The sequence below is a fragment of the Streptomyces sp. AA1529 genome (assembly GCF_000280905.1).
GTDB lineage: Bacteria > Actinomycetota > Actinomycetes > Streptomycetales > Streptomycetaceae > Streptomyces.
In genome coordinates this window covers 1-14,575 of the sequence record NZ_ALAP01000031.1, presented here as the reverse complement: position 1 = coordinate 14,575, position 14,575 = coordinate 1, and the positions used below count along the sequence as shown (strand labels likewise).

At 73.0% G+C, this 14,575-nt stretch carries 15 protein-coding genes; 5 read left to right on the top strand and 10 right to left on the bottom strand.

Annotated elements, in window-relative coordinates:
- Positions 1 to 24: 24 nt before the first annotated feature.
- Both A949_RS0109185 and A949_RS0109180 read left to right on the top strand, forming a co-directional pair.
- The gene (locus A949_RS0109185; protein WP_051019440.1) at positions 25 to 1,029 is read left to right on the top strand and encodes a LacI family DNA-binding transcriptional regulator; all 1,005 of its coding nucleotides are present in this window, start codon (positions 25 to 27) and stop codon (positions 1,027 to 1,029) included.
- A gap of 147 nt (positions 1,030 to 1,176) precedes the next feature.
- Positions 1,177 to 1,683 carry a MarR family winged helix-turn-helix transcriptional regulator gene (locus A949_RS0109180; RefSeq protein WP_019355713.1) on the top strand — a complete coding sequence of 169 codons (507 nt, stop codon included), beginning with the start codon at positions 1,177 to 1,179 and terminating at the stop codon, positions 1,681 to 1,683.
- Between the two features lie 173 nt (positions 1,684 to 1,856).
- Here the strand turns inward: A949_RS0109180 and A949_RS0109175 are convergent, their stop codons facing one another.
- Entirely contained in the window at positions 1,857 to 3,134 is a 1,278-nt protein-coding gene (locus tag A949_RS0109175; RefSeq protein ID WP_019355712.1) for a DUF6986 family protein, read from the bottom strand.
- Positions 3,135 to 3,517: 383 nt separating this feature from the next.
- On the opposite strand from A949_RS0109175, the gene A949_RS0109170 reads away from it, so the two are divergent.
- Positions 3,518 to 3,967, top strand: a complete 450-nt coding sequence (locus A949_RS0109170; RefSeq protein ID WP_019355711.1) for a subtilase-type protease inhibitor — start codon at positions 3,518 to 3,520, stop codon at positions 3,965 to 3,967.
- A 128-nt stretch (positions 3,968 to 4,095) separates the two neighbouring features.
- Here the strand turns inward: A949_RS0109170 and A949_RS0109165 are convergent, their stop codons facing one another.
- The 3 genes from A949_RS0109165 to A949_RS0109155 form a co-directional block, all read right to left on the bottom strand.
- Entirely contained in the window at positions 4,096 to 5,058 is a 963-nt protein-coding gene (locus A949_RS0109165) for an electron transfer flavoprotein subunit alpha/FixB family protein (RefSeq protein ID WP_019355710.1), read from the bottom strand.
- A 90-nt stretch (positions 5,059 to 5,148) separates the two neighbouring features.
- A complete protein-coding gene (locus A949_RS0109160; protein ID WP_078534828.1) occupies positions 5,149 to 5,940 on the bottom strand; it encodes an electron transfer flavoprotein subunit beta/FixA family protein in 792 nt (263 codons plus the stop codon).
- Between the two features lie 210 nt (positions 5,941 to 6,150).
- Positions 6,151 to 6,528 carry a TlpA family protein disulfide reductase gene (locus A949_RS0109155; RefSeq protein WP_019355708.1) on the bottom strand — a complete coding sequence of 126 codons (378 nt, stop codon included), beginning with the start codon at positions 6,526 to 6,528 and terminating at the stop codon, positions 6,151 to 6,153.
- Between the two features lie 154 nt (positions 6,529 to 6,682).
- On the opposite strand from A949_RS0109155, the gene A949_RS0109150 reads away from it, so the two are divergent.
- A complete protein-coding gene (locus A949_RS0109150) occupies positions 6,683 to 7,402 on the top strand; it encodes a lysophospholipid acyltransferase family protein (protein WP_019355707.1) in 720 nt (239 codons plus the stop codon).
- 94 nt (positions 7,403 to 7,496) lie between these two features.
- Here the strand turns inward: A949_RS0109150 and A949_RS0109145 are convergent, their stop codons facing one another.
- The 4 genes from A949_RS0109145 to A949_RS0109130 all read right to left on the bottom strand — a co-directional run bounded on the left by A949_RS0109145 (position 7,497) and on the right by A949_RS0109130 (position 12,386).
- A complete protein-coding gene (locus tag A949_RS0109145) occupies positions 7,497 to 7,949 on the bottom strand; it encodes a MarR family winged helix-turn-helix transcriptional regulator (protein ID WP_019355706.1) in 453 nt (150 codons plus the stop codon).
- 65 nt (positions 7,950 to 8,014) lie between these two features.
- Complete coding sequence (gene asnB, locus A949_RS0109140) at positions 8,015 to 9,856, bottom strand: asparagine synthase (glutamine-hydrolyzing) (RefSeq protein ID WP_019355705.1); 1,842 nt, start codon at positions 9,854 to 9,856, stop codon at positions 8,015 to 8,017.
- A gap of 230 nt (positions 9,857 to 10,086) precedes the next feature.
- Complete coding sequence (locus tag A949_RS32960; RefSeq protein ID WP_019355704.1) at positions 10,087 to 11,403, bottom strand: MFS transporter; 1,317 nt, start codon at positions 11,401 to 11,403, stop codon at positions 10,087 to 10,089.
- The gene (locus A949_RS0109130) at positions 11,403 to 12,386 is read right to left on the bottom strand and encodes an NAD(P)/FAD-dependent oxidoreductase (protein ID WP_019355703.1); all 984 of its coding nucleotides are present in this window, start codon (positions 12,384 to 12,386) and stop codon (positions 11,403 to 11,405) included. Before A949_RS0109130 ends, A949_RS32960 begins: the two co-directional genes overlap by 1 nt.
- Positions 12,387 to 12,478: 92 nt before the next feature.
- Here A949_RS0109130 and A949_RS0109125 point away from each other — a divergent pair, with 92 nt between their 5' ends.
- A complete protein-coding gene (locus A949_RS0109125; RefSeq protein WP_019355702.1) occupies positions 12,479 to 13,057 on the top strand; it encodes a helix-turn-helix domain-containing protein in 579 nt (192 codons plus the stop codon).
- Positions 13,058 to 13,202: 145 nt separating this feature from the next.
- Here A949_RS0109125 and A949_RS0109120 read toward each other — a convergent pair whose 3' ends face one another.
- On the bottom strand, positions 13,203 to 13,784 hold the full coding sequence (locus A949_RS0109120; protein WP_019355701.1) for a transglutaminase-like domain-containing protein: 582 nt from the start codon (positions 13,782 to 13,784) through the stop codon (positions 13,203 to 13,205).
- Positions 13,785 to 13,874: 90 nt separating this feature from the next.
- Positions 13,875 to 14,575: threonine aldolase family protein (locus A949_RS0109115; RefSeq protein WP_019355700.1), on the bottom strand; the 701-nt coding region annotated here is incomplete at its 5' end.

Here is a 14,575-nt window from a genome sequence, read left to right as displayed (position 1 = left end):
CGCCGCCACGCGGGCCGGCCGACGATGAAGGACGTCGCCGCCCAGGCGGGTGTCGGCCTCAAGACCGTCTCCCGGGTCGTCAACGGCGAGGCGGGGGTCTCCCAGGACACCGAGCAGCGGGTGCAGGAGGCCATCACCTCGCTCGGCTTCCGGCGCAACGACAGTGCCCGCGTGCTGCGCAAGGGGACCACGGCCAGCATCGGCCTGGTGCTGGAGGACCTCGCCGACCCGTTCTACTCCCCGCTCAGCAGGGCGGTCGAGGAGGTCGCCCGCGCGCACGGGGCGCTGCTGATCAACGGGTCCAGTGCGGAGGACCCGGAGCGGGAGCAGGAACTCGCGCTGGCACTGTGCGCCCGCCGCGTCGACGGCCTGGTGATCATCCCGGCCAGTGACGACCACCGCTATCTGGCCCCCGAGATCGCCGCGGGTGTCGCCACCGTCTTCGTCGACCGGCCCCCGGGGCGGATAGCCGCGGACCTGGTGCTCTCCGACAACTTCGAGGGCGCACGCGAGGGGGTCGCCCATCTGATCGCACACGGGCACCGGCGGATCGGGTACATCGGCGACCGGCCCGGGATCCACACCGCGGAGGAGCGGCTGCGCGGCTACCGGGCCGCGATGGCCGAGGCGGGGCTGCCGGTGGCGGAGGCCTGGGTGGCGCCCGGCGGCACGGACGCCGACCGGGTGCGGGCCGACGCGGTCCGGATGCTGGCGGGCGGTCGCGGCGGCGAGCCGGTGACGGCGCTCTTCTCGGGCAACAACCGGGTGACGGTCACGCTGGTGCGCGTGCTGGCCGCACCCGAGCGGCGGGAGCGGCCGGTGGCGCTGGTGGGGTTCGACGACTTCGAGCTGGCCGATCTGCTCTCGCCGCCGGTCACGGTCGTCGCCCAGGACCCGGCCGACCTCGGCCGCAGCGCGGCCGAACTGCTCTTCAGGCGGCTGGACGGCGCCGACGACGAACCGCGTACGGTCTCACGGCCGACGACGCTGATCGCCCGCGGCTCGGGCGAGATCCCACCCAGCGGCTGAGCGCGCCCCCGTTCGGGCAGGGGGAGAGAAGGCGGAGCGTCGGCTGCCGGGCGCTCCCGGCGCGGCTCCGGCGCGCGCCCGCACGGCCGTCTCCCGCAGTGCGGACGGGGCCGTCCGCGCGCCCAACTCCCGTGCTTAAGTGGGTACATGGCTGACACGACCCCGGAAGGGACACCCGCGGCGGATTCCGCGGCGGCACCCGCCACCCCGTCCGCTCCCGCCGTGCTCACCGCGGCGCCCGGCTACCAGGTGCGGCGCCTGTACCAGGCGTATCTCGCGGGGTGGTTGCGTACGGTCGGCCCGACGCTGACCGGACCGCAGTTCGCCGTCCTGACGACGGTCGGGGCAAGCCCCGGCTGCGACCAGAGTTCGCTGGCCGCCGCCGTCGCCCTGGACACCTCCACCATGGCGGACCTGGCCCGGCGCCTGGAGGACCGCGGGCTGCTCGAGCGGCGGACCGCGGCGGCGGACGGCCGCCGCAAGCTGCTCTTCCTCACGGCGGAGGGCGAACAAGCGCTCCGCGAGGCCGACGGCCGGGTGCGGGAGCTCGACGAGCGGCTCCTGGCCCCCTACGAGCCCGCGGACCGGGAACGGCTGCTGCGCGAGCTGACCGCTCTGGCCGACGGCTGGGAGCGGCTGGGCGCCGACGTCTGACCGGGCGCCCGCCCGGTCCGGGAACGGCGGACGGAACGCCTCGCGGCGGCCGGCGGCACGGCACGGCACGGACCTGGCCCCCTCCCGGCCGCTGCGCCCGGGCGTCCCTTCCGGCCGCACCGGGACCGGGCGGCCGCGCGAGACCTGGGCGGCCGCCCGGAGAACGGGCGGGCTCAGCGGCCCGCGAGGCGGTCGAGCCCGGAGCGGTCCAGCCCGGAGACCGCGGTGACCTCGGCCGCGTCGAGTGCGCCGCAGTCGAGGCCGCGCAGCAGATAGCCGCTGAGCGCGCGGGCGGTCGCCGGCTCGTCCAGCACCTCGCCGCCGGCCTGCTCGACATAGGCGGCCAGCCGTTCACCGGCCCGCCGCATGCCCTCGCGGTAGAAGGCGTACACGGCGGCGTAGCGGGTGGGCAGATGGCCGGGGTGCATGTCCCAGCCCTGGTAATAGGCACGCGACAGCGAGCGCCTGACCAGTGAGTGGTGCAGCCGCCAGGCGTCGTGGACCTGCTCCCGGCCGCCGGTGGGGATGACGTTGGTGGAGCCGTCGGAGAGCCGGACCCCGGTTCCCGCGGCGGCGACCTGCATGACGGCCTTGGCGTGGTCGGCCGCGGGATGGTCCATGGCCTGGTGGGCGGCCGAGACTCCGCAGGAGGCGCTGTAGTCGAAGGTGCCGTAGTGCAGCGAGGTGGCGCGGCCCTCGGCGGCGTCGATCAGCCGGGCGACGGTGGCCCGGCCGTCGGCGCCGAGGATCGCCTGTGTGGTCTCGATCTGGATCTCGAACCCGATCCGGCCCGGCGCCAGGCCGCGGGCCTTCTCGAACTCCTCGCACAGCCGGGCCATCGCGGTGACCTGCTCGGGGTAGGTCACCTTCGGCAGGGTGAGCACCAGTCCGCCGGGCAGTCCTCCCGCCTCCATGAGGCCGGTCAGGAAGAGGTCGAGGGTGCGGATGCCGCGGTCGCGGACGGCCGCCTCCATGCACTTCATCCGGATGCCCGCGCAGGCGGGAGCGGGTCCCGGGGCGCCTTCGGCGAAGGTGTCGGCGAGCAGTGCGGCGGCCCGGAGGGCGGCGGCGTCCTCCTCGTCGTCGGGCCGGACGCCGTAGCCGTCCTCGAAGTCGATGCGCAGGTCCTCCACGGGCTCCCGGCGCAGCTTGTCCAGGATCCGCGTGTGGACCGGCCCGGCCAGCGCCTCATCCATGCCCAGTACCCGGGCGAGGGAGGCGGCGTCCGGCGCGTGCGCCTCGAGCAGTGCCCGGGCGGTTTCGCCCCATTCCCGTACGGTGCCGGGCGTAACGGTGTCGGCGGGGACATAGACGGTGTGCACCGGCTGCCGGGTGCTCGGCTCCCCCGGGTAGCGGCGGGCGAGTTCGGCGTCCACCGGCTCCAGCAGCCGGGACACCCCTTCCAGCACGCCGCTGCCCAAGCTGGTCCCCACGGTCCCGCCCTGCGCCATCTGTACTCCCTCTCCCGCACTCCGACCTGACATCAACAAAACGTTGAAGTCGGTGCCGTGACGCTAATGGCGGCCTGACCAGCCAGTCAAGGGCTCCCCGGGAGCGGGTACGGCGGAGCCACCGGAGCGAGCGGGGAACGGCCCGAACCACGGTTTCCGGTCGTCGTGAAACACGATGATCAGGCCATACGGGCAGGGCGAAAGCGTCAGACGGGGGGTGTCGCCGCAGGCCGCGGGAGCAGGAAGGCGTCACTTTGCGCCACTGATTCAATGCGAAACGTTACCGAAACGGCGGGGGTCGATGTGCTTTGTTCACGCGGACTCGGCAAACTCACTTTCGCCGATAGATCCGGCACTTACCCCAAAGCGGAAGGAAGCACACAATGCGGAAGACCGCACCCTGGCGCACCGTCCTCACCACGGCGGCTGCTGTCACGGGCGCCGTCAGCGCCCTCGCGCTCACGGCAGCACCCGCCGAGGCCGCGCCTGCCAAGGCCACCTCGCTGTACGCCCCCTCGGCCCTGGTGCTCACCATCGCGGACGGCGAGAGCGCCGCGACCACGGCACCCCAGCGTGCCGTCACCCTGAACTGCATGCCGGCCCCGTCCGGCAGCCACCCCGCCGCGCAGGACGCGTGCGCCCGACTGCGGGCCTCCGGCGGGAACTTCGACGCCCTGGCCGAGGGCGGCGAGCAGACCTTCTGCACCAAGGAATGGCGGCCCGTCGTGGTGACCGCCCAGGGGGTGTGGCAGGGCGAGCGCGTGAACTACGAGCACACCTTCGCCAACGCCTGCCAGAAGCGGATCGAGGGCAGCTCCGTCTTCGCCTTCTGACCGACCCCCGGAAGCCGCCGACGGAGCCCACCCGGCCCCCGGAGGCGGCGCGGGAGGAACGTACCGAGCCCCGCACCTGACCGGTGCGGGGCTCAGCCGTCGAACTGCCGGGTCGAGCTGCCGGGGAATCAGCCCTTGCGGGCCTTGATCTCCTCGGTGAGCTGGGGGACGACCTGGAAGAGGTCGCCGACGACGCCGTAGTCGACCAGGTCGAAGATCGGGGCCTCGGAGTCCTTGTTGATGGCCACGATCGTCTTCGAGGTCTGCATTCCGGCGCGGTGCTGGATCGCCCCGGAGATGCCGGTGGCGATGTAGAGCTGCGGAGAGACGCTCTTGCCGGTCTGGCCCACCTGGTGGGAGTGCGGGTACCAGCCGGCGTCGACCGCGGCGCGGGAGGCGCCCACTGCGGCGCCCAGCGAGTCGGCCAGGCCCTCGATCAGCGGGAAGTTCTCGGCGCCGTTGAGGCCGCGGCCGCCGGAGACCACGATCGCGGCCTCGGTCAGCTCGGGGCGGCCGGTGGACTCGCGCGGGGTGCGCGAAGTGACCTTGGTACCGGTGGCGGTGTCGCCGAAGCCGACCGCCAGCTCCTCGACCGCGCCCGCGGCGGGAGCCGCCTCCGGGGTGGCCGAGTTGGGCTTGACGGTGATGACCGGAGTGCCCTTGGTGATCCGGGACTTGGTGGTGAAGGCGGCGGCGAAGACCGACTGCGTGGCCACCGGGCCCTCGTCACCGGCCTCCAGGTCGACCGCGTCGGTGACGATGCCGGAGCCGAGGCGGACCGCGAGCCGTGCCGCGATCTCCTTGCCCTCCGCGGAGGAGGGCACCAGCACGGCGGCGGGCGAGACGGCGTCATGGGCCGCCTGCAGCGCGTCCACCTTGGGGACGACGAGGTAGTCGGCGAACTCGGACGCGTCGGCGGCCAGTACGCGGGTGGCGCCGTACTCGCCGAGGGTCTTGGCGGCGTCCGCGGCGTTCGGGCCGAGGTGCACGGCGACCGGTTCGCCCAGCCGGCGGGCGAGGGTCAGCAGTTCGAGGGTGGGCTTGCGGACGGCGCCGTCCACGTGGTCGACGTAGACAAGGACTTCAGCCATGGGGTGCTCTCCTGCGGAAGATCAGTGGGAGGTCGGTGGGACGAGGGTGCGACCGGTTCCGGGCGGCGTCGCCGCGGCGGCCGGGCCGTCTCAGACGAACTTGCGCTCCGCGAGGAACGCGGCGAGCTGCTTGCCGCCCTCGCCCTCGTCGTCGACGACGGTGCCCGCGGCACGCGGGGGGCGCTCGGCCACGTCCTCGACCTTGGTCCAGGCGCCTTCCAGGCCGACCTCTTCGGCCTCGATGTCCAGGTCGTCGAGGTCCAGCGACTCGACGGGCTTCTTCTTGGCGGCCATGATCCCCTTGAAGGAGGGGTAGCGGGCCTCGCCGGACTGGTCGGTGACGGAGGCGACCGCCGGGAGCGGGGCCTCGAGCTGCTCGGTGGCGGTGTCGCCGTCGCGGCGCCCGGTCACCTTGCCGTCCGCCACGGAGACCTCGGACAGCAGGGTCACCTGCGGCACGCCCAGCCGCTCGGCCAGCATCGCGGGCAGCACGCCCATCGTGCCGTCGGTGGAGGCCATGCCGCAGACGACCAGGTCGTAGCCGGTCTTCTCGATGGCCTTGGCCAGGACGTGGGAGGTACCCAGCGCGTCGGTGCCGTGCAGGTCGTCGTCCTCGACGTGCACGGCCTTGTCCGCGCCCATGGACAGCGCCTTGCGCAGGGCGTCCTTGGCGTCCTCCGGGCCCACGGTGAGCACGGTGATCTCCGCGTCGTCGACCCCGTCCGAGTCGGCGATCTGCAGGGCCTGCTCGACCGCGTACTCGTCCAGCTCGGAGAGCAGCCCGTCGACCGACTCGCGGTCGGTGGTCCGGTCCTCCGCGAAGTGCCGGTCACCGGTGGCGTCGGGCACGTACTTCACACAGACAACGATCCTCAAGCTCACGCCGGCTCTCCTACTGCTTCGACTCACGGGTTCCGGTCCGGTGGGACCGGGCGTCCGTCCACAATATTACTCGTCAGTACATCCAGCACGTTCCCCGTTCTCAAGACCGCCGAACTGTGACGTTGCCAACCGTCGCCGACGGGGAGCGGGAACAGCCCAACTCCATCACGCGGGACGGTGCGAAGCGAGTGCCCCGGGGCAGGATCTCGATCACTCCGGACCCTCGGCCGCGGGGGACGTGTCGACCGCGGCACCCAGCGCCGCGATGACGTCCGCCTTGCGCGGCTGCCCCGTCGCGCGCCGGACGATCCGGCCCCGGGCGTCGAGGACGAACACCGTGGGTGTGCCGGTCACCTCCAGCTCGCGCACGAGCGCCAGGTGCTCCTCGGCGTCGACCTCCAGGTGTACGACGCCCTCGACCATGGCGGCCACCTCGGCAAGCGTGCGGCGAGTGGCACGGCAGGGCTGGCAGAAGGCGCTGGAGAACTGCACGAGGGTGGCCCGCTCCCCCAGCCGCGCACCGGCACCGAGCACCTCGGGGTTCAGCCGCTCCACCCGCTCCACCCGCTCCACCACGAAGACCTCCATTCCTGTGATTCCTGCGATTACCGCGATTCCCGCGTGCATACGGACAAGTCTGCCGTGAGGGTAGCCAGGAGCAACGCTTTGGGGAACGATCAGCCGCAGTCGGAAGTTACGCCCCCGTAAGTACCGGCATCCCGAGACGAAGGGTTACCCCGACGTGGCAGATCTCCTCTACCCGCCGGTGATCGGTGCGGCACGAGCGTGGTTCAAGGCTCTCGACCTGCGCTTCGACATCCGCGGCACCGAACATGTGCCCTCCCGCGGCGGCGCCGTGCTGGTGAGCAACCACATCAGCTACCTCGACTTCCTCTTCACCGGCCTCGCCGCGCGCCCCGCAAAACGGCTGGTGCGCTTCATGGCCAAGGAGTCGGTCTTCCGGCACAAGGTCTCCGGACCGCTGATGCGCGCGATGAAGCACATACCGGTGGACCGCTCGCGGGGTGAGCACGCGTACGAGCACGCGCTGCGGGCACTGCGGTCCGGCGAGGTCGTGGGCGTCTTCCCGGAGGCGACCATCTCCCCGTCCTTCACGCTGAAGGACTTCAAGAGCGGCGCGGCCCGGCTGGCACAGGACGCCCGGGTACCGCTCGTCCCGATGGCGCTGTGGGGCACCCAGCGGCTGTGGACCAAGGGACACAAGCGGGACTTCGGCCGCAACCACTTCCCCGTCGGCATCCGGGTGGGCGAGCCGATCGAGGCGGAGCCGCACGAGTCGGTGCGCGGCGTCACCCAGCAGCTGCGCGAGCGGATGCAGGAGCTGCTGGAGGCGGCGCAGCGCGCCTACCCGGCCACGCCCCGGACGCCGGACGACACCTGGTGGCTGCCGGCCCACCTCGGCGGCACCGCACCCACCCCCGCGCAGGCCCGCACGCAGTGACCGGGTGACCGCCGTGACCGGGTGACCGCCCACCGGACGCCGGACTGCGCCCCGTGGTCCGACGGCGGGCCGGTGCGCCGGCCAGGGCCGGACTCTACCCGCCTGCCCGGTCGCCGTCCGCCCGGTCGCCGTCCGCGAGCAGCCGCAGCAGCGGGGCCGTGGCCAGCACCCGCTCGGCGTCCTCGTCCGGCAGCGCGCCGAGCCGCTCCAGAAGCACCGCGGCCTCGCCGTGGGCCACCCCGCGCAGCGCGGCGAAGCCCTCCTCGGTGACGGCCACACGCGCGGCGCGGCCGTCGGTGGGGTCGGGCTCCCGGCGGACGAGCCCCGCGGTCTGCAGCTCCGCCACCGCCGCGGTGGCGGTCGGCTGGGAGCAGGGGACCCGGTCGGCGATGACACCGATCCGGCTGGGACCGGCCTCCGTCAGCAGCGCCAGGACGATCAGCTGGGTGGGCTGCAGCCCGCCGGTCGGCCCGGCCCGGCGCAGCGACCGCAGCACCCGGTGCAGGGCCAGGACCATCTCGAACGCCGCGTCCTGCCGGGTCCCCATCGCTCCCCCACGAGTTCACCCCGGCACTCTCGGCGGATCAGGAACCGGCCGGGTCCTGCTGTTGATCAGGAGAGTGTAAGCGTGGGCGCGTACATGTCGATCCACAGCGCCAGATCGAGGGCGCGCTCCATGCCGTACCGGGCGTTCCGGGTGCTCCCTGCTGCCGGGGTCCGGGCCATCCGCTCCAGCCGCTCCCTGCTGACCAGGTCGAAGACCGGGTGGGAGGGCGCCGCCAGCAGTTCCTCGACGTTCCGCTGCAGCGCCCTGTGGTACTTCGGGTCCTGCGTGGCCGGGTAGGGGCTCTTGGCCCGGTCGTAGACGGAACGGGGCAGCACGTCTGCCGTCGCCTCGCGCAGCAGGCTCTTCTCCCGGCCGTCGAACGATTTCAGGGCCCAGGGCGTGTTGTAGACGTACTCGACCAGCCGGTGGTCGCAGAAGGGCACCCGGACCTCCAGACCGACGGCCATGCTCGCGCGGTCCTTGCGGTCGAGCAGGACGCGGACGAACCGGGTCAGATGGAGGTGGCACAGCACCCGCATCCGGTACTCGAAGTCGCTCTCCCCCTCGGCACGCCGGATCCCGGAGACCGCGTCAGCGTAGCTGTCCCGCTCGTAGCCGGGCAGATCGAGAGCACGGGCGACGGAGTCGTCGAGCAGACCGCCCGCCACGCCGGGGCTGTGGGCGCCCCGCACCAGCCACGGGAACGTGCCGCCCCGGCGCGCGTCCTCGTCGAAGAACTGCTTGTAGCCGCCGAACACCTCGTCGGCCGACTCCCCGGACAGCGCGACCGTGGACCGGCGCCGGACGGCCTCGAAGAGCAGATGGAGCGAGGCGTCCATGTCCCCGAAGCCCGCGGGGATGTCGCGGGCCCGCACGACCCGGGCGCGGAGCTCGGGATCGGCCAGTTCCTCGGAGCCGAGGACGATGTCCTGGTGCTCGGTGGCGGATTCGCGGGCGACGTCGTGCACGAAGGGCGTGTCGGGGGTGGCACGGAGTTCGTCGGCGACGAAGTTCTCGGTCCGGCCGACGAAGTCGACGGCGAAGCTGCGCACGGTCCCGCCGCTCGCGCGCAGCTGCCGGGCCGCCAGCGCCGTCATCGCCGAGGAGTCGAGACCGCCGGAGAGCAGCGTGCAGCGGGGTACGTCGGAGACGAGCTGGCGGGAGACGATGTCGTCCAGCAGCTCACGCACCCGCTCGACGGTCTCCCGCCTGCCGTCGGTGTGCGGTCGGGTCTCCAGCCTCCAGTAGACGCGGGTGCGCAGGCCGTCGCGGCCGACGGTCACCACCGTGCCGGGCTCGACCTCGCGCATGCCCTCCCATATCGCCTGGCCTGGTGTCCTGACGAGGGTGAACAGCTCGCGGAGGCCGTCGGCGCCGACCGCGCGGCGGGCCAGCGGGTTGGCCAGCAGCGCCTTGGGCTCGGAGCCGAACAGCACACCGTCGGCGGTCTCGGCGTAGTAGAGGGGTTTGACGCCCATCCGGTCGCGGACCAGGGTCAGCCGCCCCGAGCGGCCGTCCCAGACGGCGAACGCGTACATGCCGTTCAGCCGTTCGGCCAGGTCGGCACCCCATTCCAGATAGGCGCGCAGCACGACTTCGGTGTCCGACCGGGTGCGGAAGCGGTGACCGCGGTCGGACAGTTCACGACGCAGCTCGCCGTGGTTGTAGGTCTCGCCGGAGTAGACGAGCACGACGGGGCCCTCGGGGGTCTCGACGGCCATCGGCTGGCTCCCGCCGGGGAGGTCGATGATCGCGAGCCTGCGGTGGCCCAGGGCGACGGGGCCGGCGATCCAGGTTCCGGCCTCGTCCGGACCGCGGCAGGCCATGGTCTCCGTCATGGCCTCGGCGGTCGCGCGCTCGGCCGCCAGGTTCCGTTCGTAGGCGACCCATCCGGTGATTCCGCACATGTTGCCCCTCCGTCCGGTTCCGATCTCCGGCGGCGCGGTCGGCGCACCGCCACTGCCCCCGGAGAGAGCCGGCCGAAGGACCCACCGGAGATCAGATGTATCGACCATCTATGCATCTGGCTCTCTTTCACCTTCCCGCTCCCGGCAAACCCCAGGGGCCGGCGCACCGCATGGTTCACGCCACCGGGAGCCGCCGTGGAGGCGCCCCGCGGCTCCCGGGGCGCCCCCGACTACGGGGTGCGTGCGGACGGTCCGGATCGCGGAGCGGCCTCCCCCGCCCGCGGCGCGCCGGCCCCGTCGCCCGGCGCGGGGCCGGTGACCGGGGCCGCGTCCGCCACCGCGAGGCGCCGCGAGCGGATCTGCCGGGCCCGGTCGAGCAGGATGAGCGGCACGGCGGCCGCGGCGAGGGCGGCCCCGATCAGGCAGACCGAGGTGAGAGCGGCACCCCGGGCGAGCGAGGCGGCCGCGAGCACGGGGGTGATGCTGATGCCCAGCTGGAAGGCCGAGACGGTGGTGGCCCCGGCGAGGGTCGGCGCCTCGGCCGCGATGGCGAAGACGCGTCCGTAGAGGGCGGGGTTGAGGACGAACGCGGCGATGCCCGCCAGGAGGACCGTGGGCACCACCGCCCACACCCGGTGGATCGCGGCGACCATCACGACCGACAGGAGCACGGTCGCCGACGCGCCGGTGAGGAGCGCGAGGTGCGGGCGCCGGTCGGAGACCCGGCCGCCGACGGACAGCCCCACGAAGGCTCCGACCCCGAACAGCGCCAGGACCCCCGGGACGGCCGCCTCGGAGAGGGCGGTGATGTCCTCGAGCATCGCGGCCAGGTAGTTGAACGTGATCATGTATGCGGCCGTGGTGAGGACGGTGATCCCGTAGATGCCCCACAGCGCCGGTCTGCGCATCGTGGCCAGCTCCCGCGGCACGCTCGGCCCGGCGGACCGCTCGGCGCGCGGAGCGGCGGCGGGAAGCCCGGACAGACAGCCGAGGATCCCCGCGGCCGTCAGGACCACGACGGCCCAGAAACCGCCGCGCCACTCGGTGAAGTGGCTGAGCAGCGTGCCCGCCGGACCGCCGGCGACCATGGCCACGCTCAGCCCGCTGACCACGACTCCGGAGGCGCGGGCGTTGCGGTCCGGTGTCACCAGGCTGATCGCGGTGGCCGACGCGACGGCGAAGTAGCCCGCGTAGGCGATGCCCGAGACCACCCTGGTGACCAGCAGCACCCGGTAGTCGCCCAGCAGTCCGACGGCGACGCAGGCGGCGAAGACGCCCTGGGTCACCACCAGCGCGGTGCGGCGCGGCCAGTGCAGACTGAGCACGGCGAACGGCGGTCCGCCGACCACCACACCGAGCGCGAACGCGGTGATCAGGAACCCGGCCGAGGAGAGCGTGATGTCCAGGTCCTCGGCCACCGCCGGCAGCACGCCGGCCATCAGGAACTCCGCGCTTCCCATCGCGAACAGGCTGAACCCCAGCAGGTACACGCCGAGGGGCAGCCTGTCGGGGCGGCCGGCGCGGGAGGTCTCCGCGGTGCCCGCCATCAGAGCGCACCCCCCGGGACCGGCTGCTCGCCCCGGACCGCGGCGGACAGCTCCCGTTCGAGGAGCCAGGCGCTCATGTTGACGGCGGCGGTCGAGCCGGCCCCCGCGGCCGTGACGACCTGCGCCCGGGGATTGACCACGTTCCCGGCCGCCCAGACCCCGGGGACGCCCGTGGCGCCCTGCGCGTCGACGGCGACGAGCCCGCTCACCGGGTCCCGGCCCGCTCCCAGCATGGCCAGGATCGCGTCGTGCGGTGCGGGCCGGGGCGCCACGAAGACGGCCTCGCACACGAGGGACTCGCCGTTGTCCAGCTCGATCCCGACCGCGTCCCCCTCCCGTGTACCGGCGGGTGACCCGACCCGGGTGACCCGCCCGTCGACCAGGCGCACTCCGTACGCCGTGAGGCGCTGCCGCTCGGCGGCGGCGACCTCGATGCCGTTGACGCAGAACGCCACCGTCGGGCTGTAGCGGCGCAGCAGCGCGGCGAGATGCACCGACACCGCCGCCATGGGGCCGCCGAGCACGGCGAGGGAGCGTCCCCGTACTTCGTGGCCGTGGCAGTGCGGGCAGTGGTGCACCTGGGATGCCCACCGTTCGGACAGTCCGGGGATGTCGGGCAGTTCGTCGGTCAGTCCGGTGGCGACCAGTACCGACCGGGCGCGTACCGTGCGCTGGTCCCCGAGCCGCAGCTCGAACGTCCCGTCCGCGGTGCGCCGTGCCCCGGCCACCGACGCGCGCAGGAGCGTTCCGCCGTACCGGCCGAACTCGCTCTGCCCGGTCGCGACGAACTCCCCCGGCGCCATGCCGTCCCGGGTCGGATACCCGTGCATCCGGTCGGCGGGCCCGTTGCGGGGAGCGCCGCCGTCGACGATCAGGGGCGCGAACCGCGCCCGTGCGAGCACGATCCCGGCAGCCAGGCCGGCGGCCCCGCCGCCGACGACGACGGCGTCCCGGATACTTCCTGCAGCGGTTGCTGCGTCCATTGCGGATCACCTCCACCGACAGAATCGGGAGGGCGTTCCACTTTCGACAAAGTCTCTTGCCGATTCCGGGACACATTGGTTTGACTGCACCCATGGATCAGCAACCGAGCGTCGGCGCCGTGCTCGAACAGATCGCTCCCCGGCTGCGCCGCGCCCGTCAGAAGAAGGGCGTCAGCCTGGCCGACCTGGCGCGCGCCACCGGCATCTCGACGAGCACGCTGTCGCGGCTGGAGTCGGCGCAGCGCAAGCCGAGCCTCGAACTGCTCCTGCCGATCACCGGTGCGCTCGGCATCCCGCTCGACGAGGTGGTGGCCGCGCCCCGGATACTCGACCCGCGGGTGCCGCAGCAGCCCACCAAGAAGGACGGCCGGGTGCTGATCCCGCTGTCGCGGCAGCAGGGAGAACCCCGCGCCTACAAGATGACCATCCCCGCGCACGACGATGCGCCCCATCTGCGGACCCATGCGGGCCACGAGTGGCTCTATGTGCTCCGCGGGCAGCTCCGCGTCCGGCTGGGCGACCAGGACTTCGTCGCGGGAGCGGGCGAAGCCGCCGAGTTCGACTGCCGGATTCCGCACTGGTTCGGCGCGGCCGGACGCGGGGACGTCGAAGTGCTCAGCCTCTTCGGAAAGCAGGGCGAGCGCATCCACCTGCGCACCCCGCGCCGCTGACGCGGGGGCCCGCCGTGCGTCCGCCCGGACGGCGCTCGCAGTCGGGAGGCCGACCGGCCGGAGGCGAGGCCGCCGGCGGGCCGGCCGCGGACGCGCCCGGCTCCGGCGGGGCCGGTGGGTCGGCCCCGCCGCCCGGCCGATGCGGCTAGAGCGCCGTGTCCAGCAACTGCCACAGCCGGGCCGGACCCGTGGCCTGCCGCAGCGCCCGCACCACCACCGGGTGCGGCTCGGCGTAGAGCACGGGGTAGTCGCACTCCCCCTTCTCCGGCCACACCGGAAAGGCGAGTTGTTCGCGGTCCAACCTGAACTGGGCGTTCACTCCCGGCTTGTTGCCCCGCGCGTCCTGCCGCACCCAGTGCCGCGAGTCCGGGAGCCGCACCGCGATCAGCCCGTGAAGGACGTTCAGCTTCTGATAGCAGAAGCCCGCGGGGACGCCCTCCGCACGCAGCAGGGCGACCAGGGCGTGGGACTTGGCGTGGCAGATGCCGATCCGCTGGGCGAGCACGTCCGAGGCCCGACAGGTGATCCGCCAGTCCTCGACGTCGGCGGAGTGCGGGATGGTGTCACGGACGAATTCGTAGGCGGCACGGGCGTAGGCGGCCGCGTCGCCGTCGGTGCCGGAACGCAGCCGCGCTGCCGTCTCCCGCACCAGGGGATGGGTGTGGTCGACGACGTCGTCGGCGGCGAGGTAGGCGGAGTCGTCAGCGGTGACGGGGGTGAGCTTCATGCCGCGCCAGCGTACGGCGCGGCCCGCCGCAACTCAATACAATTACGACGGACCGCATAAGTATTCGGCAGGTCTGCGGAGCGCCCGGTGCTAGCGCCCCATCTCCTCGCGGAGCGCGGCGAGGAAGCCGTCCACGTCCTGTTCGGTGGTGTCGAACGAGCACATCCAGCGCACCTCGCCCACCGCCTCGTCCCAGAAGTAGAAGCGGTAGCGCTTCTGCAGGCGCTCGCTCACCTCGTGCGGCAGCCGCGCGAAGACGGCGTTCGCCTGCACCGGGTAGCGGATCTCCACACCCGCCACCTCGCGCACCCCCGCCGCCAGGCGCTGGGCCAGCGCATTGGAGTGCCGTGCGTTGCGCAACCACAGGTCGCCCGCGAGCAGGGCCTCCAACTGCACGGATATGAAGCGCATCTTGGAGGCGAGCTGCATCGACAGCTTGCGCAGATGCTTCATATGGCGGACCGCGTCCGGATTCAGCACCACGACGGCCTCGCCGAAGAGCATGCCGTTCTTGGTGCCGCCGAAGGAGAGGATGTCCACGCCCGCCGCGTTGGTGAACGCGCGCATCGGGACGTCCAGCGCCGCCGCCGCGTTGGCGATCCGCGCCCCGTCGAGGTGGACGAACATGCCCCGCTCGTGCGCGTGGTCGCACAGTGCGCGGATCTCCTCCACCGTGTAGAGCGTGCCCAGTTCGGTGTTCTGGGCGAAGGAGACCACCTGCGGCATGGCCCGGTGCTCGTCGTCCCAGCCGAACGCCTCCCGGTCGATCAGCTCCGGCGTCAGCTTGCCGT